Below are 25,447 nucleotides of genomic sequence, written 5' to 3'. Positions count from 1 at the left end.
AGCCCCTGGCGGGGCTTTATCGCAAATGATGTACGACCTGGTTGCTGCTGCCGCGCCAGATAAGCGCCGGGTCTTTCAAATCCTGAACGAATTTGCCGTCAATAAGCACGTTAATTAAATCAACCACTTCACGCTGCTCAGATGTTAACTCATCCAGCTTGTAGCCGGTCCATACCCAAATATCTTTTCCAGGGCATTCCGCCCGCACCCGCTGCACCAGCTTTAGAATGTCCGGCACGTTTTGCGGATGAAGCGGATCGCCTCCCGAAAGCGACAATCCCTGGCGGCGGATACGCGTATCGTTCAGATCGGCAATGATTCGATCTTCCATTTCCTGCGTGAACGCGATACCGGAATTTACCCGCCAGGTGCTTTTGTTATAGCACCCCTCGCATTCGTGCACGCAGCCGGAAACAAACAGCGTGCAGCGTGTACCCGGCCCATTCACGATGTCTACCGGGTAATACTGATGGATATTCATTTTCGCTTCTCACTTGCCATCATAGCTGCGTTAGCTGCTCTCAATCACCCTGGTCACTGACTTTAGTCAGCTCCCAGGGATTCTTCGTTTGCCGCCTTGCTCTGACGTCAATTGTTTTGCGAAAGGCCAATCTGCCCGTTACCCAAATGCTTCACGCGACGCTTCACTTCTTCTTGCTTACCGGCGTTAAACGGACGGGCATCCGGGCTTCCGAGGTAGCCACATACACGGCGAGTTACGGAAACGCGCGCGGCGTCGTGGTTGCCACATTTCGGGCAAGTGAAGCCTTTGCTGGTACATTCGAACTCACCGGTAAAGCCACACTCGTAACACTCGTCGATAGGAGTGTTAGTCCCGTAATACGGAACATGTTTGTAGCTGTAATCCCAGACATCTTCCAGCGCCTGCAGATTGTGCTGAATGTTCGGGTATTCGCCGTAACAGATGAAACCGCCGTTCGCCACTGGTGGATACGGCGCTTCGAAATCGATTTTGTCGTACGGGTTAACTTTTTTCTCAACGTCTAAGTGGAAGCTGTTGGTGTAGTATCCTTTGTCGGTAACGCCCGGCACCACGCCAAATTCAGCGGTATCAAGGCGGCAGAAACGGTCGCACAGGTTTTCGCTTGGTGTACTGTACAGGCTGAAACCGTAGCCAGTTTCGTCTTTCCAGCGGTCAGTTGCATGGCGCAGACGCTCAACAATCGCCACTGCTTTTGCACGCAGCTCTGCACTGTCATAAACGTGTTGATTGCCAAATAGCGCATTCACGGTTTCGTGGATGCCGATGTAGCCCAGAGAAATCGACGCACGACCATTTTTGAAGATCTCAGAAACGTCGTCGTCAGCTTTCAGGCGCACACCGCATGCTCCTTCCATATACAGGATTGGCGCTACGCGGGCTTTTACGCCTTCCAGACGGGCGATACGTGTCATCAGCGCTTTGCGGGCGAGTTCCAGACGGCTATCGAGCAGCGTCCAGAAAGTGGCTTCATCGCCTTTAGCTTCCAACGCGATGCGCGGCAGGTTGAGGCTGATAACACCGAGGTTGTTACGGCCATCGTGGACCTGTTCGCCTTGCTCATTTTCCCACACGCCCAGGAAGCTTCGGCAGCCCATTGGCGTTTTAAACGAGCCGGTCACTTTCACAACCTGATCGTAATTCAGAATGTCCGGGTACATGCGTTTGCTGGCGCACTCTAGAGCAAGTTGTTTGATGTCATAGTTTGCATCGCCCGCTTTGTGGTTCAGACCATCTTTAATAGCGAAGACCAGTTTCGGGAACACTGCCGTTTTACGGTTTTTACCCAGGCCCGCGATGCGATTACGCAGAATAGAAGTCTGAATCAGACGCGATTCCCAGCTGGTTCCCAGGCCAAAACCGAAGGTTACAAACGGCGTCTGCCCGTTGGCGGTATGCAGCGTGTTCACTTCATACTCCAGAGACTGGAAGGCGTCGTAGCACTCTTTCTCGGTGCGAGAAAGCGCATAATTTTCGGCGTCTGGGATCTGCCACTCTTCGGCTGTTTCGCGGTGCTTATCGAAGCTTGCGGTAACAAACGGGGCCAACACTTCATCGATACGGTTGATGGTGGTGCCGCCATAAATGTGGCTGGCAACCTGGGCAATGATTTGCGCGGTTACCGCAGTAGCCGTAGAGATAGATTTTGGCGGTTCAATTTCCGCATTACCCATCTTAAAGCCGTGCGTCAGCATGCCTTTAAGATCGATAAGCATGCAGTTAAACATCGGGAAGAATGGTGAGTAATCGAGGTCGTGATAGTGAATATCACCCCGTTCATGTGCCAGGACTACATCACGCGGCAACAGGTGTTGTGAAGCATAATGTTTTGCCACGATACCGGCTAACAGGTCACGCTGAGTAGGAATAACTTTGCTGTCTTTATTCGCGTTTTCGTTAAGCAAAGCCGAGTTGGTTTGTTCAACCAGACCCCGAATTTCCTGGTTCAGACGGCCACGTTTTTCACGCTCAATATCGCGGTCATGGCGATATTCGATATAAGCGCGTGCCAGTTGCTTGTAGTCGCCCGCCATCAGTTGGTTTTCAACGGCGGTCTGAATCTCACCGATATCAACCTGGCTGCGGCCTTCCATTTGAGCGCGCACAATATCTGCGACGGTGGCGCAATAGTCTGCGTCATCGACTCCCGCTGCTTTAGCTGCACGAAGAATAGCTTCTTTAATGCGCTCTGAAGTGAAAGGTACTTTGCACCCGTCTCTTTTCATCACATGCGGTGTCATGATTTCTCCATTTTAAAAAGGTTATCCACAAAGGGATGTCACAGCCTAGAAGCTGATATTGGTGAGTATTGACAAAGGCTTCCGGATTTCGGCCCAATTTATCCACAGTTAATCCCCAGCGTTATGCTGTGGGCTGTATGGTTATAGTAGCGGATGAATACAACATATTGGGTCGGGGTGCATTTTAAGGTCTATATGTAGTGCTTTGCATCAAAGATGTTTGTAATTTTATTGACGCAGAACAAAGTATTTTGAACAGCACAGGGGGGATAGGGGGAAGCTAATTTAACGTAGAGTTTTTTCGAAGAAATAGTCGCCAGCTTGTGAGCTAGAACATATTTCGCCAGATTCTCGGGTACCACTTTTGAAGCTTTTTGTTATCTCTGTATTCACTTTGTAGGTTTTCTTACTTTTCATTGCGTGAGGTTAATCACATTTCTTATTTAGTCCCCTCGCTACGATACGTTTGTATATAATTGATTTTATTGTATTTATCTGAATTATAATTAAGTGGTAGCTGTTAATTCTGGTCAATACATCCACGGACAGGAAAGGAATAACACCATGGCCAGTGACGGCACCCGCTTTACCTTTACCGCCGGGCGGACCCCGGATGACACCTTCGCCGTGGTGGACTTTCAGCTCACCCAGTCCCTCTCCTCCCTGTTTCGCCTTGAGCTGACCCTCGCCAGCAGCAACCCGGCCCTGGAATTCCGTAAAGTCCTCGACCAGGGGGGGACGCTGATTATCTGGCAGGGCGAGGAGATTAAGCGCCGCCTGCGCGGTATCGTGACCTTCTGCGAGCAGGGCAACACCGGCAGACACCAGACGCTGTATCACATAACCATGCGCCCGGAGCTCTGGCGCAGCTCCCAGCGGCAGAACTGCCGCAGCTTCCAGAATGTCGATATCCGCGCCATCTTTCAGACGCTGCTCAAGGAGACGGGTGTGCTCACCCACGACGCCCTGTTCCGCCGTCCGCACCCTTTCCGTGAGTTCTGCGTCCAGTACCAGGAAACCGACTTCGACTTCATCGCCCGGCTGGCCGCCGAAGAGGGGATTTTCTTCTGCGAGGAGGAATATCTGGAGCGCAACCTGCAGAAACTGACCTTCGCCGATGACAGCCGCGTGCTGCGCAGACTCGACCCGCTGCCGTACAACCCCAACGGTGCCAGTGAATCCAGCCGCTACTGCATCAACAGCTTCTGCCGCCGCGCGCAAATCCGCCCGGCGCAGGTCACCACCCGGGACTACACCTTTAAGGCCCCCCTCTGGCCCGGGCAGTTTAATCACCGCCCGTCGGAGATGCCCAACCAGCGGGCGGTGTATGAGATTTTTGACTATCCGGGGCGCTTCAAGGACGCACAGCGCGGGGCAGACTTTGCGAAATATCAGGTGGAAGGCTGGCGCAGCGATGTGGACTACGCCACCGGCACCAGCAACTCACCCCGGCTCCAGCCGGGGCGCTGCTTCAGCCTGACGGACCACCCGCGCGCAGACCTCAACGACCTCTGGCAGGTGGTGGCCTGTACGTTAACCGGCAGCCAGCCGCAGGCGCTCACCGGCAGCGAAGGCCAGGGCACCACGCTCACCAACAGCTTCAGCGTCATCCCCGCCGTTCAGACCTGGCGCTCACAGCCGCCTCTCAAACCGCGGGTCGACGGCCCGCCGGGGGAGGAAATCTTCTGCGACGAGCACGGGCGGGTGCGGGTGAAATTTGCCTGGGACCGCTACAACCAGGCGGATGCGAAAAGCTCGTGCTGGATACGCGTCTCGCAGGCGTGGGCCGGCGCCGGATTCGGCAATATCGCCATCCCGCGCGTCGGCCAGGAAGTGATTGTCGATTTTCTCAACGGCGACCCGGACCAGCCGATTATCACCGGGCGCACCTACCACGCCGGTAACCGCGCCCCGGGCGACCTGCCGGGCACCCGAACGCAGATGGCTATCCGCTCGCAGACCTACAAAGGCAGCGGCTACAACGAGCTGATGTTCGAGGATGAGACAAATCAGGAGCTGCTGTCGATGCATGCCCAGAAGGACATGAAGACGGTGGTGCTGAACAACCGTGACACGGAGGTGAAAGCCGACCACACCGAAACCATCGGCAACAACCAGAGCATCACCGTCGCACTGGGGCAGACGGTAACGGTGGGCAAAGAAAATGCCGCCGGACACGACACAACCCTCAGCGTCGCGCATGACCGGCAGACAAACGTCGGTAATGACCAGACGCTGAGGGTGGCACACGACCGCACAGAAAATGTTGGTCACGATGACGCGCTGTACGTGGCGAACGACAGAAAAATCACGGTAAAAGGAAAGCAGGCGCACACCACCACCGGAGACCACGTCAGCCTGGTGAAAGGGAAATACAGCCTGGAAGTGAAGGACGACCTGGCGCAGAAGATTGCCGGGGCGCTGGGCATTGACGTTCAGGGCGATATTGTCCTGAAAAGCCACAGCAAAATCACCCTGCAGGCGGGCGGCTCGTTTATCGTCATTCACCCCGCGGGTATCGATATCACGGGGCCGAAAATCAACCTCAGCGGCGGCGGCACTCCGGGGACACTGGTCCCGACACTGCAGCCGGTGATACTGAGTGCGCTGGGCGTTGAGGATGTATCACGCAAGAGTGGTGATTATGTCAACGGTAACGTAGATAGTGGTATTTCTGAAGAAAATAAAAATTTAGGTTGGCTGAATGAGTCAAATAATAATGGAAATACATTTAATGAACAATTCCAAATTTTTGACGAATTATGTAAAAAGGTATTAAGTAATATCTCATATAAAATTACAAGTGCTTCAGGTCAGACGTGGGAGGGAATAACGGATGAAAACGGATTTACTATTAGGATATATACTGAAGAGCCCGAGCATTTATCAATTAGCTATTTAATTTAAAATGAGGTTGTAAATTATGCCTGTACAAAGACAGGGGATTGTGAATGCTGCTCGGACTAATGATACTCCAGGAAGTATTGTGAGAGTCGTATCTGCACAAGCTCAAACATCGTGGGTTAATCCAAGCGAAAACACTGTTTATAGCATAAAAAAGGATGCAACTTTACCTGAGATTATATTTGAATTCAGGACTGATCAATCTGGACCATATCAGTGGACGTGGTCTATTAAATGGGATGCCAAAGCTAGTGGACTAAGAGAAAGATCCAGGAATGGAAAGGTATTGAAAACTTTTTCGAAGAATGGGACTTTTTCTTCAGCAGAAAAAATATGGAACGTCGACTTTGGCGAAGAAACTATAGGGGGAGAGCTTACTGTTAAAGTTAAAATTGGGAATGTTGAAATTGAAAGGAGGGTATCAATAATAGGGCAAAATCCTGACTTAGAAGATATAACAACCTTTATTAATGGGGAGGAGGGGCTTTCAGGCTTTGATAAATTACTTGAGCAAGAAACTGCCGCGAAGCATTTTATTAATTTTGACTCTCAACCAATTACTTCATTTGACCAGGGATATGGTATAACACAAATGACAAACCCTGTTCCCACATATACCCAAGTTTGGAGTTGGAAAGAAAATATACTTGGTGGAGCAACTCTATATCGGCAAAAGAGACAAGAGGCAGAAAATTACCTCAGCGCGCATGGTCGAAGCTATACAGAAGATCAATTACAACATGAAACGTTTAGTCGATGGAATGGAGGCTCTTATTATGTATGGGATCAAGTGCAGTTGCAGTGGGTTAGGAGAAATAATATTCTATGTGATACTCATACAGGGAATATAGGTTGGGATATGAATAATCCTGAAAATACAAATAGAACAGAAGGCGAGTTACATGAACGCGATAATGAAAATTATCCATCAGGAACCGCTGGGCAAAATGATGAACATCCTTGGCGTTATACAGGTATATGTTATGCTGATCACATCCTTGATGAATAAAAAATTAAAGCTGGTTCTTTTAATATTATTGCAAATAACATCTATTTCTACTATTGCAAGTGAAGATTATTCGACTCTTGTTGAAGGTAATAAATTATTTGTTTTAACTCATGATAATAAAAAACTCTCTATACCATTAGTTGAGGATGCTGATGATTGGTCTATCGTTGATAATTTAAACAAGATCGATGGTTACACTTACCTTGCCATTTTTTATAATAAGCATTCGAATCTGGAGAAACCAGAAGGATTTTGTGGGGCAGGTTTTGAATTATGGTTGTATATATATAAAATATATGACCATAAGGTCGATGTTATTGGCAAGGTTTTAGCTGGCAGTTGTAAAAAAAGTTTTTCTATGGCTAGTCTTGAATCAGGTTTTTCAAATGACGATAAAGACTATAGTTCTTTTAAATGGAATAAATCAGGATTCAGCATTGAGTGGTTTTTAAAAAAAGATGAAAGAGGTAGTAGCATATCAAAAACATTTTACTCTATTAATGGGTTAGAAGTTTACTCAGAATGAATATGAGCGTATTGTTAATGGGTGATAAACAAAACTCATTTTTGAGGGGCGTTTTAATGGTGAGGTTATATTGTGGAGAATATATCCTAATTATAATCATTTTAAAGCCGCCACTGCTTTCTGAAAATGATTTATCTTTATTCAATTGTTGATGTTACCACTCAGTTGCCTGACGGTACTCTGGCATGTGAAAAAATTAACAAGCATTTGAATTAAATATAAATTGTATATTGCGCGGTTGCGTAATAAAAACTGTATTTGCGTTGGCTGCATTCGTTTCCCCGAGTGCAGCCAGGCGATGATTCCCATTATTTTGGAAATATAACTATTTTACTGCAACCAATAAACCGCTTCAAATGGGCGTAAGCTCATCTCACCGGGTTTACCCGCTGCATCAGCGTAGTTCTTCATCAGCACATCCCATTCACCTTCAAAGGCTTCCGGAACCCACCACTGGTTGTCACGGCTGAGGTTCGCGGCAACCACCAGCGTTTGCCCTTGCCATTCACGGCGATAGCACCACAAATACGGATGTTCCGGGAGCAGATCCTGATAGTTACCCCAGGTGAACACTGGGTTCGCTTTGCGCAATTTTATCAGCCGCTGGTAGGCGTAAAATACGGAATCCGGGTCATCCACCGCCGCACGAGCGTTAATGGTCTGGTAGTTATCACACAGGTTTATCCACGGCGTACCTTTGGTGAAACCGGCGTTTTCCCCATCGTCCCACTGCATTGGCGTGCGGCTGTTATCACGGGATTTACTGGCGAGGATCGCCAACAGATTGTCGCTATCCCGCCCTTGGGCGCGCAGTTCAGCATACATATTGTGGCTTTCCACATCGCGGTAATCGATGATGCGTTTGAAGTGTGGATTGGTCATTCCCAGCTCTTCGCCCTGATAAATGTAGGGCGTGCCCTGCATACCATGCAGCACCATCGCCAGCATTTTCGCCGCAGGAACACGCAGCTCACCTTCATCACCAAAGCGCGACGCGATGCGGGGCTGATCGTGGTTACACCAGAACAGCGCATTCCACGCCACGTTGTGCATGCCTTGCTGCCAGTGGCTGAAAATCGCTTTCAGCGCTACGTAATCAGGCGCCGCCAGCGTCCATTTTTGCCCGCCGGGATAATCCACTTTCAGATGGTGGAAGTTGAACGTCATCGACAATTCATTGCTATTTAACGCCGCATATTGCTGGCAATTATCCAGCGTGGTTGACGACATTTCGCCAACGGTCATTAACCCGCGCGGGATAAACACATCGCGGCTGAACTCTTGCAGATATTCATGAATGCGTGGCCCATCGGTGTAGAAACGACGCCCGTCACCGCCTTCAATATCGCTCGGGAAATCCTGATCTTTGGAGATTAAGTTGATGACATCAAGACGCAAACCGTCCACGCCGCGATCGGCCCAGAACTCGCACACTTTTTTCAGTTCAGCGCGAACCTGCGGATTTTCCCAGTTGAGATCTGCCTGCTCAGGCGCAAACAGGTGAAGATAATACTGGCCGCTTTCCGCATGCCAGCGCCAGGCGTTGCCGCCAAATTTGGAACGCCAGTTGTTGGGCAGAATGTCCGGCGTGCCGTCGCGCCAGATATAAAATTCGCGGAACGAGCTCTCTTTATTCAGCGCTTCGTGGAACCAGGCGTGTTGGGTGGAAGTATGGTTAAACACCATATCCAGAATGATGCGGATGCCGCGCTCGTGGGCCTCGGCGACCAACAGGTCGAAGTCATCCAGCGTGCCGTAGGTGGGGTCGATGGCGCAGTAGTTCGCCACGTCATAACCGTTATCCACCTGCGGGGAGACGTAAAACGGCGTTAGCCAGATAGCATCCACGCCCAGCAGTTTGAGGTAGTCGAGGCGCTTGATTACGCCAATCAGATCTCCGGTGCCATTGCCGGTCGTGTCCTGAAAACTCTTCGGGTAGATCTGGTAGATGACACCATGCTGCCACCATGGAGGAGTTGTATTCATAAATCATTCCTAAACCATTGAGGCCAATGTGACCTCTATTGTCGGATGACGCTAACGCTTATCCGACCTACGAAAAGCCGTTGTAGGGTGGATAAGCGTTAGCGTCATCCACCACCGATTGCGAACTGACTACACTACTAACAATGTGCCCTGACGGTATTTGCGCTTATACATCACGCTGGTCAGCACAATCGGAATCACCACTGCAATCAGAATGGCGAGGGAATAAACTTCCCAGTAACGCGGCTGAATGGACAGAATGCCCGGCAAGCCGCCGACGCCAATGCCGTTCGCCATCACGCCGCTCAGGCCGCACAGCAAGCCCGCAAGACCCGAGCCAATCATCGCGCATAGCATCGGGAAGCGATATTTCAGGTTGATACCGTACATCGCCGGTTCGGTCACTCCGAGGTACGCGGAGATCGCCGCCGGAACTGAAATCTCACGTTCGTTATGTTTACGGCTGCAAATAATGATGCCGACAACCGCGGATGCCTGAGCGATGTTAGAGAGTGCAATCAGCGGCCATACAGGTGTTCCGCCCATGCTCTGAATCATCTGCATGTCGATGGCGAGAGTGGTCTGATGCACACCGGTAATCACCAGCGGTGCGTACAGGAAACCAAAAAGCGCTGCGCCGACAGGGGCAAAACTTCCAGTCATCAAGTGGCGAACTGCAAATGCCACACCGTCACCAATCCAGCGCCCAAACGGGCCGATAAACGCGTGCGCCAGGAATACCGCCAGAATCAGCGAACACACAGGCACAATTACAAGATAGAGGTAATCCGGCACAATGCGTTTCAGACGCGTCTCAATAAAGCCAAGAGCCAGGCCCGCTAACAACGCGGGGATCACCTGCGCCTGGTAACCCACTTTTTCGATAGTGAACCAGCCAAAGTTCCACACTTCTGGAATTTTGCTACCCAATTCATAAGCATTCATCAGTTGTGGTGAGACGAGCGTGACGCCAAGCACAATCCCAAGGATAGGCGTCCCACCCATTTTTCGCACGGCGGACCAGCAAATACCGACCGGCAGATAGAAGAATATCGCCTCGCCAATCAACCACAGGAAGTCGTAGATGGATTGCAAAGAGGGATGCATCTGCGCAAGCGTCTGGCCATTGCTCATCGGCAAATCGCCGATCACATTACGGAAGCCTAAAATTAAACCGCCGCTGATCAACGCAGGTAACAGAGGGAAGAAGATCTCCGCGAAGTGGGAAATCAATTGTTCGTGCCATTTCATGTTCTGGCGCGCGGCCAGTTTGGCCTGTTCTTTATCCGCTGAGCTATGTCCCGTGGCGGCGATCAACGCCTGATAGTAATCACCCACTTCAGGGCCAATCACCACCTGAAACTGCCCGGCATTAGTGAAGCAGCCTTTGACCATCGGCAGTTCTTCGATCTCTTTTGGGGACGCCGCCGCGGGGTTATTCAATACAAAACGCAGCCGGGTAATACAGTGGCTCACGGTGGCTATGTTGGCTCTTCCGCCGACCAGGTCTATCAGCCTGTTTATATCCTGTTGTTTCACTTTGGCCATTTTGATGTTCCGAAGGAGTGAGGGGTTAGCTGCGTGCAAGGTTATCTTTTAATCTTTTTCATGAAAACGGGAACGTTCCCGAAACAGGGCGACGATCACAATAAACTGTGAACAAAGGGCGGCTATAGCAACGAACCAGGGATCACTATTTGGCGAAGATCGCAGGACTGCGTAATTTGGCCGATCAACTGCCGCGCGGCCTGGCGCCCGGCTTCTGCATAGCCAGGATCGACGGTGATAATTTCTGGATGGAGAAATTTCATCAGCGGTGTGCTGCCTACGCTTGCCAGTTGAAGCGTGGTGATTTGCTTTTCCTGCAAATACTTACTGGCGCCCAGGGCGAGGGTATCGGTCGCACACAACAGGGCGCTGGTTTGCGGAGTCAGTACTTCTTCAACATGATCGTAGCCTTGCTTCATCGCCAGACCCGGAAGAACGAAATTTGGCGTCAAATCATGGGCTTTGCAAAAAGCGAGATACGCCTGATGTCGGCGATAGCCGGTGGTGATATCGCTATGAGGAACGCCCAGGAAGCTAATATGGCGGTGGCCTTGCTCGTACAGGCGTGACATCAGGAGATTAATCGCCCCTTCGTCGTCATAACAGACCGAGGCAAATCCTTTGGCGTCTCGCGCCATCAAAACCAACGTTGATTGCCACGGCTGTAAAATTTTCTCAGGAATGCCGGTAAAACCAAACAAAATCACACCGTCGATATGACGACGCCGCAGCACGCCAAGATGCTCCTCGACCAAATCGGGAGAGAACTGGCTTTCCATCATGATGGGATCGTAGCCTTGCTCATAAAGCGAGGGCAGCAGAGTTTGCACCGCCAGATTTTCCGAAAGCGAATCCAGACGCGTCACAATAATGGCGACCACTTTATCGCTCTGGCCACGCATCGCACGCGCCGAACGGGAAGGGGAGAAACCTTCTTGCTGCATTACCGCTTCCACGCGTTCACGCGTGCGCGCGCTGACCCCGCTTTCATTATTAAGAACGCGAGAGACGGTGGACTTACCGACACCGCTTAAACGTGCGATATCTTTTATCGTGAGGCGGCTTTGCATATCGATGGTTCTTCCCTGCAATCAATTTCTTAATAGAGTAAGACCCGCCAACGATACCACAATGGAAAAAATCTGGTTTACATCAGGTTTAGTTTTGTGGGCGTAGACTGTGCCCGTAGACATATTTTCTTTTAACCGGAGGCGACATGGAACCCGATCCCAGTCCTGAAACTGTAATCACACAAATCATCCGGTAATCATCCCTTCTTCATAAGACGTGGCTGCCTTACCGGATAGCGTAAGGCAGCGGCGTCGATCGTACTTTTCACAGATGTCCCTGCTGATGAAAAAATTTGGCCTGCAAGGCAAGGATTAGCCGCGCCTGCATGCTACCAGGTGCCGCATTACGCGGTGCTAAGGGACGACTATGCTGTTTAAAAATCTGACCCGGCAGTTGTTTGCACAACTGAGCCGCCACCTGCCACGCCGCCTGATCCAGCGCGACCTGATGCCGGATGACCATACCATTGCTCATGCCCAGGAGGTTCCGGCCTCGCTGAGTGAAGCTTGCCTGAAATATGCCGCCGCTTCCGAAGAGCAGCTTTATCGCGATTTCCAGAGCCACCCGGAAGGGTTAAACGCCCGGGAAGTTGAGAATGCGCTTGAGCTGCATGGCACGAACCAAATCCCGGCGCAGAAACCGTCGCCGTGGTGGGTGCATTTGTGGACGTGTTACCGCAACCCTTTCAACATTTTGCTGACCATTCTTGGGATTGTTTCTTACTCAACCGAAGATCTCTTTGCTGCGGGCGTCATCGCACTGATGGTGGCGATCGCCACAATGCTGAATTTCATTCAGGAAGCGCGATCCACGAAAGCGGCGGATACGTTAAAAGCGATGGTCAGTAACACCGCAACCGTGCTGCGCGTCATCAACGAAAGCGGTGAAAGTGCGTTTGTGGAAATCCCACTCGATCAACTGGTGCCGGGTGATATCGTCAAACTGGCAGCGGGCGACATGATTCCTGCCGATCTGCGCGTGTTGCAGGCGCGCGATCTTTTTGTCGGCCAGGCGTCGCTTACAGGGGAATCTCTCCCGGTTGAGAAAGTCGCGGTCAGCCGCGATATGTCGCATAACAACCCGCTGGAATGCGACACGCTGTGCTTTATGGGTACTAACGTGGTCAGCGGTACGGCGCTGGCAATGATTATCGCAACCGGCGGCAACACCTGGTTTGGGCAACTGGCCGGGCGCGTCACTCAGCAAGAAAGCGAACCCAATGCGTTCCAGAAAGGCATCAGCCGCGTGAGCTGGGTGCTTATCCGCTTCATGCTGGTGATGACCCCCGTCGTGCTGCTGATTAACGGTTTCACCAAAGGCGACTGGTGGGAAGCGGCGCTGTTCTCGCTCTCTGTCGCCGTGGGTTTAACGCCTGAAATGCTGCCGATGATTGTCACCTCAACGCTTGCACGTGGCGCGGTGAAACTTTCCAAACAGAAAGTGATCGTCAAACACCTCGATGCGATTCAAAACTTCGGCGCGATGGATATTTTGTGCACCGATAAAACCGGCACGCTGACGCAGGATCGCATTGTGCTGGAAACCCACACCGATATTCTCGGGGCGGTCAGCAACCATGTTCTGCACACAGCCTGGCTTAACAGCCATTACCAGACGGGGCTGAAAAACTTGCTGGATGTGGCGGTGCTGGAAGGGGTTGAAGAAGATCATGCGCGTAATGCAGTTGCGCGCTGGCAAAAAGTGGATGAGATCCCATTCGACTTTGAACGCCGCCGTATGTCGGTGGTGGTTTCCGAGCAACCCGATGTTCACCAGTTGATCTGCAAAGGTGCGTTGCAAGAGATCCTGAATGTTTGTACGCAGGTTCGTTATGGCGACGAAATTGTGCCGCTCAGCGATTCACTGTTGGCGCGTATTCGCCGCGTTACCGACGATCTGAACCGCCAGGGCTTGCGCGTGGTGGCGGTGGCAACCAAATGTCTGCCTGCACGCAGCGAAGATTATGGCCGTATCGACGAATCGGATCTGATCCTCGAAGGTTACATCGCCTTCCTCGATCCACCGAAAGAATCTACCGCGCCTGCGTTGAAAGCGCTCAAAGAGAGTGGCATTACCGTTAAGATCCTCACCGGCGACAGCGAGCTCGTGGCAGCGAAAGTGTGTCGCGAAGTGGGGCTGGATGTGGGCGATCTGGTTATCGGGAGCGACATTGAGAAGATGAACGACGAAGACCTCGCGAAACTGGCTCTGCGTACCACGCTGTTTGCCCGCCTCACGCCAATGCACAAAGAGCGCATCGTGCGCCTGCTGCGCGGCGAAGGGCATGTGGTCGGCTTTATGGGCGATGGCATTAATGACGCGCCAGCATTGCGTGCGGCAGACATTGGGATTTCCGTTGATGGCGCGGTGGATATTGCGCGTGAAGCGGCCGACATCATCCTGCTGGAAAAAAGCCTGATGGTGCTGGAAGAGGGCGTCATTGAAGGTCGTCGCACTTTCGCCAATATGCTGAAATACATCAAAATGACCGCCAGCTCTAACTTCGGTAACGTATTCAGCGTGCTGGTGGCCAGCGCCTTCCTGCCGTTCTTGCCGATGTTACCGCTGCACTTATTGATTCAGAACCTGCTGTACGATGTCTCCCAGGTAGCGATTCCTTTCGATAACGTTGATGACGAGCAGATCAAGAAACCACAGCGCTGGAATCCGGCGGATTTAGGGCGCTTTATGGTGTTCTTCGGGCCGATCAGTTCCATCTTCGATATTCTGACGTTCTGCGTGATGTGGTGGGTGTTCAAGGCTAACGTGCCGGAAGCGCAAACCCTGTTCCAGTCCGGCTGGTTCGTGGTGGGGTTGCTATCGCAAACACTGATTGTGCATATGATTCGTACCCGTCGCATCCCATTCATTCAGAGCCGCGCGGCCTGGCCGTTAATGTTGATGACGCTGGTGGTGATGGTGATCGGGATTGCTCTGCCGTTTTCACCATTGGCAAGTTATCTGCAACTTCAGGCGCTGCCGCTAAGCTACTTCCCGTGGCTGATTGCGATTCTTGCGGGCTATATGACGTTGACTCAGTGCATGAAAGGGTTCTATAGCCGCCGTTACGGCTGGCAGTAATCTGCATCTTGCCCTCTCACGAGCAAGCGTTAAATAAACCAGTAATAAATATGGCTGCTTAGGCAGCTATATTTAAAAGGGTGCTGTTACCATCACACTCCATTAAAGCAGGGGGAGCGAACTCCCCCAATGGATTATTAACTGCGTGCGCAGGAAAGTTTACTGAATATCATCACATCCTTGTTGATAAAGAAAAATTCGCATAGCGAATCCTGAATCAGAAAAGTAATAGTGATAATTGTTAAGCAAACTATTAATAAACCATAAAGCTTCAATGCTTTTTTCATAGTCCTTCGCTTGAAGTTATGCTTCAGAAGAACTACCATTGCACCTGTCTGGGGTGTTTTGGTAGTTCCCCATCCGCTAGTTTAGGGGATGGGACCTCTACCAAATAACCTGCAACACAACCCACAGCAAGACTTGTAATGAAGTGATTTTATGCTGAAGGTTAATGGCTTCAGCACCCGCGCTAATACTATTTTAAAAACTTACCACAGACTAATGCTTAATTATTATTGAATGTCTTTTTATATTTTTGCACTAATTAATAGTGGTTCGATTAATAACTGAAAGCAGTTTTAGTCTGTTCGAATATTTTTTTAAGATAAAAAAAGAGCCAGTTCTTTACAGAATTAGCTCTTTTTATTCAGCAAAACTTAGCGGCGAACGGCAATCGCTTCGATTTCAATTTTTACGTCTTTTGGCAGACGAGCCACTTCCACGCAAGAACGCGCTGGGAAAGTGGCTTTATGCTCATTAAAGAAGGCTTCGTAAGTCGCATTCACTGTCGCAAAATCGTTCAGATCTTTAACGAAAACGGTCGTTTTAACGATATCGCCCACTTTCAGGCCAGCCGCTTCAACAATTGCTTGTACGTTTTCCAGAGACTGGCGGGCTTGCGCCGCTACGTCTTCCGGCACGCTGCCTGTTTTCGGGTCAACCGGAATCTGACCGGAAGTGATAATCATGCTGCCAAGATCTACGCCCTGAACATAGGGGCCGATGGCTGCTGGGGCGTTTTCGGTGCTGATAATGCGAGACATGTTTCTTCCTTATATAAGATACCCCTCATCTTTCAAGCTGCAGGGGTGTTGGCTGCACTCACTTACCCCAGTCACTTACTAAAGTAAGCTCCTGGGGATAAGCTCCCTTGCCGCCTACCTGCAACTCGAAATCTAAAGGGTATAATTCGAGTACAGTGAAAAAGCTCCCGCCCATTATAGGGACGAGAGCTTTAGCGGCAATGATTAATCCGCCAGCACCACGTGATGTGCGAACTCCTTCTCACAATATTTGCATTTCAGGCTGATATTTTCGTCGCGCTTTTTCACCGCAAATGAAGAGTGCACCGGCTCGCTGCGGCTGATGCAGTTGGTATTTGGGCAAACCAGCACTTTGTCGATGCGTGAAGGCAGGCTCGGTTTGCTTTTACCCACCACTTCATATTCATCAATACGGTTGACGGTGGCGTGCGGGGCATACAAGGCCAGCTGGTTGACTTGCTCATCGGTCAGGAAAGTATTTTCGATTTTGATCAGGTCTTTACGGCCTTGCTCGCGTGAAGGCAAGTTCAGGCCGATGGTGATGCGCTGGTCGGTTTCAGTCAGTTGGAACAGGGTTAGCAGCTTAAAGCCCACCTGAGCAGGAATATGATCGATAACCGTACCGCGTTTGATCGCTTCAACTTGTAATTTGTTGTCGTGTGTCATCTTTATCTTCCTCTCACTCAAACCAGTTCAGGATTCAAAACTAATGCCAGCAGGGCCTGGCGGGCATAAATGCCGTTGCCCGCCTGCTGGAAATACCAGGCGTACGGTGTTTTATCCACATCAGTGGTAATTTCATCAACGCGTGGCAGCGGGTGCAGCACTTTCATGTTCTCGCGGGCGTCTTCAAGATCCGCCGCGCGCAGCACAAACTGAGCCTTCACATTAGCGTATTCCGATGGGTCGAGACGCTCTTTCTGTACGCGAGTCATGTAGAGAATATCCAGCTCGCCGACTACATCGTCGATAGCTTCGTGGCAACTCCAGACGATGCCCTTCTCATCGAGCATATCGAGAATGTACTTCGGCATTGCCAGCGCGTTTGGCGCAATAAAGTAGAAGCGGTTGCCTTCAAATTTCGCCAGCGCCTGCGCCAGCGAATGCACGGTGCGGCCATATTTCAGGTCGCCGACCATGGCGATATTCAAGTTTTCCAGACGCCCCTGGGTTTCCTGAATCGTGAACAAATCTAGCAACGTTTGCGTTGGATGCTGGTTTGCACCGTCACCGGCATTCAGCACCGGCACGTTGCCAGAAAACTCAGTCGCCAGGCGTGCAGCTCCTTCTTGCGGATGGCGCATTACGATGGCATCGACGTAAGTGCTGATCACCGAAATGGTATCTGCCAGCGTTTCGCCTTTTTTGCCCAGCGAGGTGTTGCTGCTGTCTGAGAAACCGACGACGGACGCGCCCAGGCGGTGAATTGCGGTTTCAAAAGAGAGGCGCGTGCGCGTGGAGGCTTCAAAAAAACAACTCGCCACAACGATATGTTTCAGCAGCTCAGGTTGCGGAGTGGCTTTCAGTTTTGCCGCGGTAGATAACACCAGTTCAAGCTCTTCACGACTGAGATCGTTTATGGAAATGATATGTTTTTGATATAGCGGGTTAGCCATGTTTATCTCCTGTTCTCGGGCGTCGGGCAAAAAAAAAGCCCCTCAATGAGGGGCCTTTGGAATTGATTGAAGCAACGGAAAGAAAAACAGGTTCGCGCCGTCTTTCAGACGACGTGGTGTGACATTTTTTTGAACACACTGGACCATGCTTCCTCCCGGCAAATTGTGGCGCATTATACGCGTGTAAAAGGACACTTCAAGCGATAAATTCACATGGTTTATCTAAAAGCAATCGGTTGCCGTGAATAATTATCCGTGGCTAATGCAAGCCAAGCGTTTGCATAATTCGGCGGTGAACCTGCGCCGTTTTCTGCACCTCACGCGGAGCAATCCACACGATGCTGCTGCCTGCCACTACGCCTAAAATCTCTGGCAGGGCGCGATAATCAAGAATTCTTGCTACGGCACGTCCGTATCCTGCAACCGAGTGAATCATAATAAATTCGGCATTATGTTCGACGCTAATCACCATTTCCGCCACCGAGCGTGCGGCATCCGGTTCGGGTTGAGATTGCGGATTTAATGCATAAATTTTTTGCCCTTTGGCGTTGCGGATTTTGATCACGCCAAGCAACTTCAGGAGCCGGGAGACGGTTGACTGGCTGATGTTCTCAAAGCCATGGAGCTGCATATCGCGGCGCAACTCTTCTTGTGAGTGGTAGCTCTTATGGACAATGAGTCTTTGGCAGAGCGTAAGCTGGTTGTGATCTTTCTCGGACGGAGCGTGAGAAATGCTCATTGTGTTCACCCTTCCTTGATTTTTAACGTGATTAATTTACGCCGCTTATAAATTTAAACTGTTCCATTGATCAGATTTTCCCTATCCCACCAATAAAAAATGTTGCTGATTGTGAGCTTTAAAGAATTTAACGCCCCTTTCGAGGCGTTAGGCTTATCAAGTAATCTGTATGGCACCGGAAACAACCAGCTTCAACGTCCAGGCCGCGAGCAACAGTATTGCTGCCACGATGGCCCATTCATAACTTTTCAGCATTGATTGCCCCTGCTGTTTTTTCTGCCACAGGAAAACCAGGATCCCAGGGGTGAATAACAGCGAACTCAGTAGCATCGAGTCACCGGCGGCGTAGCAGAGCCAGAAGCCATACACCGTGGCAATGATGCCGAGAAGAATTCCGCCGGTACGTGATTCCCCTGCGGCGTAACGTTCACCGGTCCAGGCAAGTTTCAGCCCATACGCGGCGCTGAACAGGTACGGTGGCAGAATTGCCGCCGTCGCGATGGAAAACAGCGCCTGATAACCTGCTTCATAGAACAGAGTGAGGATGAGGAATAACTGGATTAAACCGTTGGTTATCCACAGAGAGAATGAAGGGGAATGCCTGGCGTTTTCTCTGGCGAAGATTTTCGGGAAGATACCGTCTTTTGCCGCAACGCGCGGTAATTCTGCGGCAAATAATGTCCAGGCGAGCAGGGCACCTGCGACCGAAAGAATTACGCCCCCAGCGACAAATTTAGCCCCCCACGGCCCAACCACATTTTCCAGTACACCTGCCATAGAAGGGTTTCTCAAACCCGCAAGTGATGCCTGATCCAAAATCCCCATCGACAGTACGCTAACCAGCACATAAATCGCCAGTGCGCCCAGCAATCCAATCACCGTCGCTTTACCAATATCACTGCGTTTTGCGGCGCGGGCAGAAACGACCGTCGCCCCTTCTATACCGATAAACACCCAGGTGGTCACCAGCATGGTATTTTTCACCTGATCGAACAGCGCCGGTTCCTGGCCGTTGACGATCATCATGCGGCCCCAGAAATCAGCGGTGAATACGCCGATCTTAAAGGCGATTAATACCGCAACGATAAACACCAGCAGGATAACGACTTTGACGACGGTAAGAATGGTGTTGATGTAAGCCGCTTCACGCACTCCACGTAAGACCAGCGCATGCACCAGCCACAGCACGACGGATGCACCGATTATCGACGGCAGGTTGTTTCCGTCGCCAAATACCGGAATGAAAAAGCTCATTGCACTGAACAGTAATACTGCATAAGAAACGTTGCCCAGCCAGGCGGAGAACCAGTAGCCCCAGGCAGACTGGAAGCCAATGAAATCGCCGAATCCCGCGCGAGCGTAACTGTAGACTCCACCTTCAAGTTCCGGGCAGCGTGAGCTAAGATTTTGATAGATAAAGGCAAGACATAACATTCCGACTCCGGTAATTACCCAACCAATGAGTAACGCGCCCGGTGAGGCGACGGAGCCAAAGTTTTGCGGCAGGCTAAATACGCCGCCGCCAATCATTGAACCAATAACCAGCGCAACCAGCGCGCTAAGCCCTAATTTTGTCTCTTTTGTTGTGGATGTCGCAGTGACATCTCCGTGGGTAGCATCGGCCATTTTCCTTTCCTCTTGCTGTGGGATGCAGCATGAATGCACAGAAGGCGGCGAGGGTGTCGTCCCCGCCGCCCGTGCGGATTACTCTCCGAGTGTGGCAACCATGACGGCTTTAATCGTATGCATACGGTTTTCAGCTTCGTCGAAGACGATGGAGTGAGGGGATTCAAAGACTTCTTCGGTCACTTCCAGCCCTTTCAGGCCATATTCCTGCTCGATTTCCTTACCTACTTTGGTGTGCTCGTTGTGGAAAGCTGGCAGGCAGTGCATGAATTTCACATGCGGATTACCGGTGGCGTTGAGTACGTTTTGGTTAACCTGATAGGGGGTCATGATGCTCACGCGTTCGGCCCAGGCCTCTTTCGGCTCGCCCATGGAAACCCATACGTCGGTGTAGAGGAAATCAACGCCCGCAACACCCTCTTCTACGCTCTCGGTCAGCATGATGCGCCCGCCGGTTTCTTTGGCGATAGCACGGCATTGTTCAACCAGCGCCGCTTCCGGCCAGAAGGCTTTTGGTGCGACCAGGCGAATATCCATACCCATTTTCGCCGCACCAACCATCAGGGAATTACCCATGTTGTTGCGGGCATCGCCCAGATAAGCGAAGGAAATATCCTGGAGTTTTTTGCCCGGCGCGTGTTCGAGCATGGTCATCAAATCCGCGAGGATCTGTGTCGGGTGGAACTCGTTGGTCAGGCCGTTCCAGACAGGAACGCCCGCGTATTCACCGAGTTCTTCGACAATATCCTGGCCGTAGCCGCGGTATTCGATGCCGTCATACATCCGGCCCAGTACGCGGGCGGTATCTTTCATGGATTCTTTATGGCCAATCTGCGAGCCGCTTGGGCCGAGATAAGTCACCAGCGCGCCCTGATCGAATGCGCCAACTTCAAACGCGCAGCGGGTACGGGTGGAGGTTTTTTCAAAAATCAGCGCAATGTTTTTACCCTGCAGGGTTTTCTTCTCCGTGCCCGCTTTTTTTGCCGCTTTCAGTTCACGAGCCAAATCGATCAGGTACTGGATCTCTGCCGGTTTGAAGTCCAGCAGTTTCAGGAAGTTGCGGTTTTTTAAGTTGATGGTCATTTTCGTTATCCTTTTTAATTTTGATGGTGAATGGCGCGTTCGCTTATCCACCCTACAAATCGTTTCTGCGGTTCGGGGCGTTACTCTCGAATCAGCGTCCCTTTCTCGCCAGCCAAAATAGCCGGGCCATCCTCAAGCGCTCCGATTCCGGCAATTCCGTGGCACTGCGCAACGAACTTGCTACAGGCGGCGACCTTCGGCCCCATCGAACCGGCATCAAATTTCATACCGTCCAACGCCTGCGGCGTGATATGAGCAATTGGCCGTTGGGTTGGCGTACCCCAGTCGAGATACACCGCGTCGGCATCGGTTAGGATCAGCAGCGCATCGGCTTCTATCTGGCGAGCCAGAAGGGCGGCGGAAAGATCTTTATCAATCACCGCTTCAATACCGTGGTAGCCATCGGCTTTTTCCACGACAGGAACACCGCCGCCACCGTTACAAATCACCAGATGATCGCGCTGGATAAGCGCGCTGATCGCATCGCTTTCAACGATCTTTTTGGGCTGCGGAGAGGCCACCACGCGGCGGAAATAGTGGCCGTCGGCTTTAACTGTCCAACCTTTTTCTGCCACTAACGTGTCAGCCTGCGCTTTGTCATACACCGGGCCGATGTACTTGGTGGGATTCTGGAAAGCGGGATCGTTAGCGTCCACTTCAACTTGCGTCAGCAGTACGCTGACTTCTCTGTTTGGAAGCTGATTTTTCAAGGATTGCTGCAACATGTAGCCGATCATTCCCTGGCTTTCAGCGCCCAAAATGTCGAGCGGATAAGCCGCCACCTTCTGATAGGCGCTGTTCTGTAACGCCAGTAATCCCACCTGTGGCCCGTTACCGTGAACCAGAACAACGCGCCAGGATGAGGTGAGCTGCGCGATCGTTTTCGCTGCCAGATCGATGTTTTTACGCTGTATTTCAGCTTCCAACGGTTCGCCACGTTTTAATAAGGCGTTACCGCCCAGGGCGACGACCAGTGTCGGTTTGTGTTCCATGATGTTTCTCCCTGGATTAAATACCGTCACGTTCTAATGGGCAGCTCATGCAGCGTGCGCCGCCGCGTCCACGACCCAGCTCATCACCAGGAATCGGCAACACTTTGATGCCCGCTTTGTCGTATTTTTCGTTGGTCCAGATATTGCGCTCGTAGCCGATAACCACGCCGGGGCGCACGGTCAGCACGTTGTTCGCGTCGTTCCACTGCTCGCGTTCGGCTTCAAACGCATCGCCGCCGGTGGTGATAAGTTTCACCTGATCAATGCCTAGCGCCTGTTCAATGGCGTGCAGCAGATTCGGTTCCTGGTGGCGTTTAATACCGCCGTGGCCGTCTGGGGTTAACGTCCAGCATTGGGCGTCTTTGCGAACCACTTCGGGATAAACGGAGAAGGTATCGATATCGATGTGCGTCATTACTGTATCGAGGTGCATACATGACCGGTGTTTTGGCAATTCGAGGGCGATAACACGGGTGGCCTGTTGATGTTTGAATAAGGATTCAGCGAGGAACTCTACGCCTTGTGGCGTGGTGCGTTCGGACAAACCAATTAACACCGCGCCACGGCCAATGACTAATACATCGCCGCCTTCTAAGGTTGCGTGGTCATAATTAATATTATCGTCGCCATAATATTTAATAAAATTGCCATCGGTAAATAATGGATGCCAGCGGTAAATAGCACGCAGATTATTGGTTTCGCGTTGGCGTGCGGCTTTGGCCATTGGGTTAATTGAAACCCCATTATAAATCCAGCAGGATGTGTCGCGAGTAAATAAATGGTTTGGCAGCGGCTTCATAATAAAGTCGGTGACTTCATGGGTATCGACAACCATATTCTGGATATAAGTTGGAATTTCGCCATAAGTCAGGCCGCCACTTAATCGCCGCGCCAGTTCACGGTGCGGCATATCCGCAAGCCAGCCGCGAATATCGGAAGCAAACGCAGGCCCAAGGCGATAGTCAGAAATCTGGGTGTCGAGCAGCCAGGCCTTAGCGTCACTGACATCCAGCGTTTGTGTCAGCAAATCGGTCAGCAATAAAACCTCAACGCCCTGGCCGCGCAGGGTATTGGCAAATATATCGTGTTCTTCGCCAGCGCGTTCTACTGATAAAACATCATCAAATAATAATTCCTGGCAATTGGAAGGGGTGAGTCTTTTCAGGCTCAGATTAGGGCGATGCAACATTACGCTGCGAAGTTGTCCAATTTCGGAACCTACATAGTGTTTGTCCATGACTATTCCTTTGCATTAATCCTGAGGTGAAAATATCAGTGGTGATAATTAATTATCACTGCGAATGAAATAAATTTTCGTAATGTCTTCGAGGCGTATATTAATTTCATAAGGGTTATTTAATGTGAGGTTTATCACGTGTTCAAGGGAGTTTTAAATTGTCTGTTAATTAATTGATAGCTGTCATGGAATGACAAATAAGGGGGTGAGCCGATATGAATAACTACGCGTAATTACGCTTATTCTATCGTGTGTGTTAATTGGATGTTATTTGAAGCATAAATGGGGAATTTATAATTTATTGAAATTTAATGGGTTTTTGTTTTCTGGGTATAGTTATGCATAAAATGCATTTTTTAATCTCTGATGCTGGGAAATAAACAAAATAGTTATGATTAAATTTGCACTTACTTACCAGGTTTAAACTGTGACTGATGATTTGTTTTAAATAAATCTGTTTTTTAAACAGCAAGTTATGGCAAAGGCGGATAGGTGAAGTTTTGAAGTTATGCTTTTTCTATGCATAAAAACCTCAAGCCAGATACAAACCTGTAACATGTTTTGCGCTAAACATGCGCCAGCCCCAATTTTCATAAAAAACTCGTGGCGGCAAAGGGTGAATGCTCGTATAAATACGATAATAAAACATCGTTTCAAAAAAGGATTAATCATGATTATTGGCAACATTCACTCTTTGCAGTCCTGGCTTCCTGAAGAACTGCGTCAGGCGATCGAGCATGTAAAACAGCACATCACCCCTGAAACCCCTCTTGGGAAACATGATATCGACGGCAACCGTCTGTTTATGCTGGTTTCTGAAGACAGCACGCAGCCATTCGCTGAGCGCCAGGCGGAATTTCACCAACGCTATCTGGATATCCAGATTGTGATGCGCGGCCAGGAAGGGATGACCTTTAGCTGTTTGCCTGCGGGTACGCCAGAAACAGACTGGCTGGCAGACAAGGACATCGCGTTCCTGCCTGAAGGCGAACAGGAAAAAACTGTCGTATTAAATGAAGGGGATTTCGTGGTGTTTTATCCAGGCGAAGTCCACAAACCTTTGTGTGCCGTAGGCAAGCCTGAGAAGGTGCGTAAGGTCGTTGTGAAGATGTTGATGGCGTAATTCTGGAAGTGGCGGATAGCGTCTATCCGCCACTTCTCACTAAAGCTTCGCCAGCGTCGCAACCATCACCGCTTTGATGGTATGCATCCGGTTTTCTGCCTGGTCGAACACCACGCTGTTTGCTGATTCGAATACCTCATCCGTCACTTCCATGCCACCATGCAGGCCATAGTGTTCTGCCATCTGTTTACCTAATGTGGTTTGGTCGTCATGGAAAGCAGGCAGGCAGTGCAGGAATTTCACCTGCGGATTGCCGGTAAGCTCAAGCATGGCCCGATTCACCTGATAAGGCCGCAGCAGATTAATACGCTCCGCCCATTTCTCTTTTGCCTCGCCCATAGACACCCACACATCGGTATAAATGAAATCGGCATCTTTCACCCCCGCGGCAATATCTTCGGTCAGGGTGATTTTGCCTCCGTTATGCGTGGCCAGCGCCTGGCACTCTGCGACCAGGTTTTCATCGGGCCAGCAGGCTTTCGGTGCCACCAGACGCAAATTCAGACCGGTCAATGCCGCCGCTTCCAGCATTGAATTACCCATGTTATTACGCGCATCACCCGCATAAACCAGCGTCATTTGCTGGAAGGTTTTGCCCGGCAATTGCTCTTGCATGGTCAGCAGATCGGCCAGCAGTTGCGTAGGGTGAAATTCGTTAGTCAGCCCGTTCCACACCGGCACGCCAGCATATTGCGCCAGCGTCTCAACAATTTCCTGACCAAAACCACGATACTGAATGCCATCGTACATGCGGCCCAATACGCGTGCGGTATCTTTAATTGATTCTTTATGCCCAATCTGACTGCCGCTCGGGCCGAGATAAGTGACGCGTGCGCCCTGGTCAAATGCGGCAACTTCGAAAGAGCACCTCGTACGAGTCGAGTCTTTTTCGAAGATGAGCGCGATGTTTTTACCAGTAAGGTGCTGAACTTCAGTCCCTTTTTTCTTGTCACTTTTCAGTTTGGCAGACAGGGCAAGGAGTTCGTGCAGTTGTGCAGGGGTGAAATCCAGTAATTTAAGAAAATGTTTTTGATAGAAATGACTCATATTTCCCTCGCATGGCACAAGCCATTTATTGAATTAATATTCAATTTATATGTATGAATATTCATTTGCAACCC

The 25,447-nt window shown here is 50.6% G+C and carries 22 protein-coding genes; 5 read left to right on the top strand and 17 right to left on the bottom strand.

Translation table 11 applies throughout. The annotated features are described in order from the left end of the window. Positions 1 to 16: 16 nt before the first annotated feature. On the bottom strand, positions 17 to 481 hold the full coding sequence (nrdG, locus tag AB1E22_RS06830; RefSeq protein ID WP_367594669.1) for an anaerobic ribonucleoside-triphosphate reductase-activating protein: 465 nt from the start codon (positions 479 to 481) through the stop codon (positions 17 to 19). 107 nt (positions 482 to 588) lie between these two features. Next, a complete protein-coding gene (gene nrdD, locus AB1E22_RS06825) occupies positions 589 to 2,742 on the bottom strand; it encodes an anaerobic ribonucleoside-triphosphate reductase (protein WP_367594668.1) in 2,154 nt (717 codons plus the stop codon). A gap of 564 nt (positions 2,743 to 3,306) precedes the next feature. Between nrdD and tssI the strand changes: the two genes are divergently transcribed. Genes tssI through AB1E22_RS06810 form a run of 3 tightly spaced genes read left to right on the top strand, consistent with a single transcriptional unit; the run spans position 3,307 to position 7,181 of the window. After that, on the top strand, positions 3,307 to 5,649 hold the full coding sequence (gene tssI / locus AB1E22_RS06820; RefSeq protein WP_367594667.1) for a type VI secretion system Vgr family protein: 2,343 nt from the start codon (positions 3,307 to 3,309) through the stop codon (positions 5,647 to 5,649). Positions 5,650 to 5,665: 16 nt separating this feature from the next. Beyond that, positions 5,666 to 6,655, top strand: a complete 990-nt coding sequence (locus tag AB1E22_RS06815) for a hypothetical protein (RefSeq protein WP_367594666.1) — start codon at positions 5,666 to 5,668, stop codon at positions 6,653 to 6,655. After that, positions 6,630 to 7,181 (top strand): hypothetical protein, encoded by a 552-nt coding sequence (locus AB1E22_RS06810; protein ID WP_367594665.1) that lies wholly within the window; start codon positions 6,630 to 6,632, stop codon positions 7,179 to 7,181. The genes AB1E22_RS06815 and AB1E22_RS06810 overlap by 26 nt, the downstream gene beginning before the upstream one ends. A 330-nt stretch (positions 7,182 to 7,511) precedes the next feature. Here AB1E22_RS06810 and treC read toward each other — a convergent pair whose 3' ends face one another. The 3 genes from treC to treR all read right to left on the bottom strand — a co-directional run bounded on the left by treC (position 7,512) and on the right by treR (position 11,785). Then, complete coding sequence (treC, locus tag AB1E22_RS06805) at positions 7,512 to 9,167, bottom strand: alpha,alpha-phosphotrehalase (RefSeq protein ID WP_367594664.1); 1,656 nt, start codon at positions 9,165 to 9,167, stop codon at positions 7,512 to 7,514. Between the two features lie 129 nt (positions 9,168 to 9,296). Further along, positions 9,297 to 10,715: a PTS trehalose transporter subunit IIBC gene (gene treB / locus AB1E22_RS06800; protein WP_367594663.1), complete on the bottom strand. Its 1,419-nt coding sequence runs from the start codon at positions 10,713 to 10,715 to the stop codon at positions 9,297 to 9,299. A 122-nt stretch (positions 10,716 to 10,837) separates the two neighbouring features. Continuing rightward, positions 10,838 to 11,785 carry a trehalose operon repressor TreR gene (gene treR, locus AB1E22_RS06795; RefSeq protein WP_367594662.1) on the bottom strand — a complete coding sequence of 316 codons (948 nt, stop codon included), beginning with the start codon at positions 11,783 to 11,785 and terminating at the stop codon, positions 10,838 to 10,840. Positions 11,786 to 12,155: 370 nt separating this feature from the next. Between treR and mgtA the strand changes: the two genes are divergently transcribed. Further along, a complete protein-coding gene (gene mgtA, locus AB1E22_RS06790; protein ID WP_367597345.1) occupies positions 12,156 to 14,867 on the top strand; it encodes a magnesium-translocating P-type ATPase in 2,712 nt (903 codons plus the stop codon). 137 nt (positions 14,868 to 15,004) lie between these two features. Here mgtA and AB1E22_RS06785 read toward each other — a convergent pair whose 3' ends face one another. The 10 genes from AB1E22_RS06785 to arcA all read right to left on the bottom strand — a co-directional run bounded on the left by AB1E22_RS06785 (position 15,005) and on the right by arcA (position 23,203). Further along, positions 15,005 to 15,154: a Hok/Gef family protein gene (locus AB1E22_RS06785; protein ID WP_367594661.1), complete on the bottom strand. Its 150-nt coding sequence runs from the start codon at positions 15,152 to 15,154 to the stop codon at positions 15,005 to 15,007. Positions 15,155 to 15,523: 369 nt separating this feature from the next. Continuing rightward, positions 15,524 to 15,910 carry a 2-iminobutanoate/2-iminopropanoate deaminase gene (ridA, locus tag AB1E22_RS06780; protein ID WP_367594660.1) on the bottom strand — a complete coding sequence of 129 codons (387 nt, stop codon included), beginning with the start codon at positions 15,908 to 15,910 and terminating at the stop codon, positions 15,524 to 15,526. Between the two features lie 204 nt (positions 15,911 to 16,114). Further along, positions 16,115 to 16,576 carry an aspartate carbamoyltransferase regulatory subunit gene (gene pyrI / locus AB1E22_RS06775; protein ID WP_367594659.1) on the bottom strand — a complete coding sequence of 154 codons (462 nt, stop codon included), beginning with the start codon at positions 16,574 to 16,576 and terminating at the stop codon, positions 16,115 to 16,117. A 17-nt stretch (positions 16,577 to 16,593) separates the two neighbouring features. After that, complete coding sequence (gene pyrB / locus AB1E22_RS06770; RefSeq protein ID WP_367594658.1) at positions 16,594 to 17,526, bottom strand: aspartate carbamoyltransferase; 933 nt, start codon at positions 17,524 to 17,526, stop codon at positions 16,594 to 16,596. A gap of 42 nt (positions 17,527 to 17,568) precedes the next feature. Further along, on the bottom strand, positions 17,569 to 17,673 hold the full coding sequence (locus tag AB1E22_RS06765; RefSeq protein WP_367594657.1) for a pyrBI operon leader peptide: 105 nt from the start codon (positions 17,671 to 17,673) through the stop codon (positions 17,569 to 17,571). Positions 17,674 to 17,785: 112 nt separating this feature from the next. Then, positions 17,786 to 18,265: an arginine repressor gene (locus AB1E22_RS06760; protein WP_367594656.1), complete on the bottom strand. Its 480-nt coding sequence runs from the start codon at positions 18,263 to 18,265 to the stop codon at positions 17,786 to 17,788. 156 nt (positions 18,266 to 18,421) lie between these two features. Further along, positions 18,422 to 19,891, bottom strand: a complete 1,470-nt coding sequence (gene arcD, locus AB1E22_RS06755) for an arginine-ornithine antiporter (protein ID WP_367594655.1) — start codon at positions 19,889 to 19,891, stop codon at positions 18,422 to 18,424. 78 nt (positions 19,892 to 19,969) lie between these two features. After that, positions 19,970 to 20,974, bottom strand: coding sequence for an ornithine carbamoyltransferase (argF, locus tag AB1E22_RS06750; RefSeq protein ID WP_367594654.1), 1,005 nt, complete (start codon positions 20,972 to 20,974; stop codon positions 19,970 to 19,972). A gap of 80 nt (positions 20,975 to 21,054) precedes the next feature. After that, entirely contained in the window at positions 21,055 to 21,966 is a 912-nt protein-coding gene (locus AB1E22_RS06745; RefSeq protein WP_367594653.1) for a carbamate kinase, read from the bottom strand. 16 nt (positions 21,967 to 21,982) lie between these two features. Continuing rightward, positions 21,983 to 23,203: an arginine deiminase gene (gene arcA, locus AB1E22_RS06740; RefSeq protein WP_367594652.1), complete on the bottom strand. Its 1,221-nt coding sequence runs from the start codon at positions 23,201 to 23,203 to the stop codon at positions 21,983 to 21,985. Between the two features lie 670 nt (positions 23,204 to 23,873). Between arcA and AB1E22_RS06735 the strand changes: the two genes are divergently transcribed. Next, the gene (locus AB1E22_RS06735; RefSeq protein ID WP_367594651.1) at positions 23,874 to 24,326 is read left to right on the top strand and encodes a YhcH/YjgK/YiaL family protein; all 453 of its coding nucleotides are present in this window, start codon (positions 23,874 to 23,876) and stop codon (positions 24,324 to 24,326) included. Positions 24,327 to 24,365: 39 nt separating this feature from the next. On the opposite strand, the gene argF (AB1E22_RS06730) is transcribed toward AB1E22_RS06735, so the two are convergent. Together argF (AB1E22_RS06730) and argL are read right to left on the bottom strand one after the other, a co-directional pair. After that, a complete protein-coding gene (gene argF, locus AB1E22_RS06730) occupies positions 24,366 to 25,373 on the bottom strand; it encodes an ornithine carbamoyltransferase (protein WP_367594650.1) in 1,008 nt (335 codons plus the stop codon). Further along, positions 25,370 to 25,438: a putative translational regulatory protein ArgL gene (gene argL, locus AB1E22_RS21810; RefSeq protein ID WP_437178408.1), complete on the bottom strand. Its 69-nt coding sequence runs from the start codon at positions 25,436 to 25,438 to the stop codon at positions 25,370 to 25,372. Before argL ends, argF (AB1E22_RS06730) begins: the two co-directional genes overlap by 4 nt. Positions 25,439 to 25,447 lie beyond the last annotated feature (9 nt).

The organism is Buttiauxella gaviniae, assembly GCF_040786275.1.
Lineage (GTDB): Bacteria > Pseudomonadota > Gammaproteobacteria > Enterobacterales > Enterobacteriaceae > Buttiauxella > Buttiauxella gaviniae_A.
The sequence above is the reverse complement of the archived record's forward strand: the minus strand, read 5'-3'. Positions and strand labels throughout refer to the sequence as shown.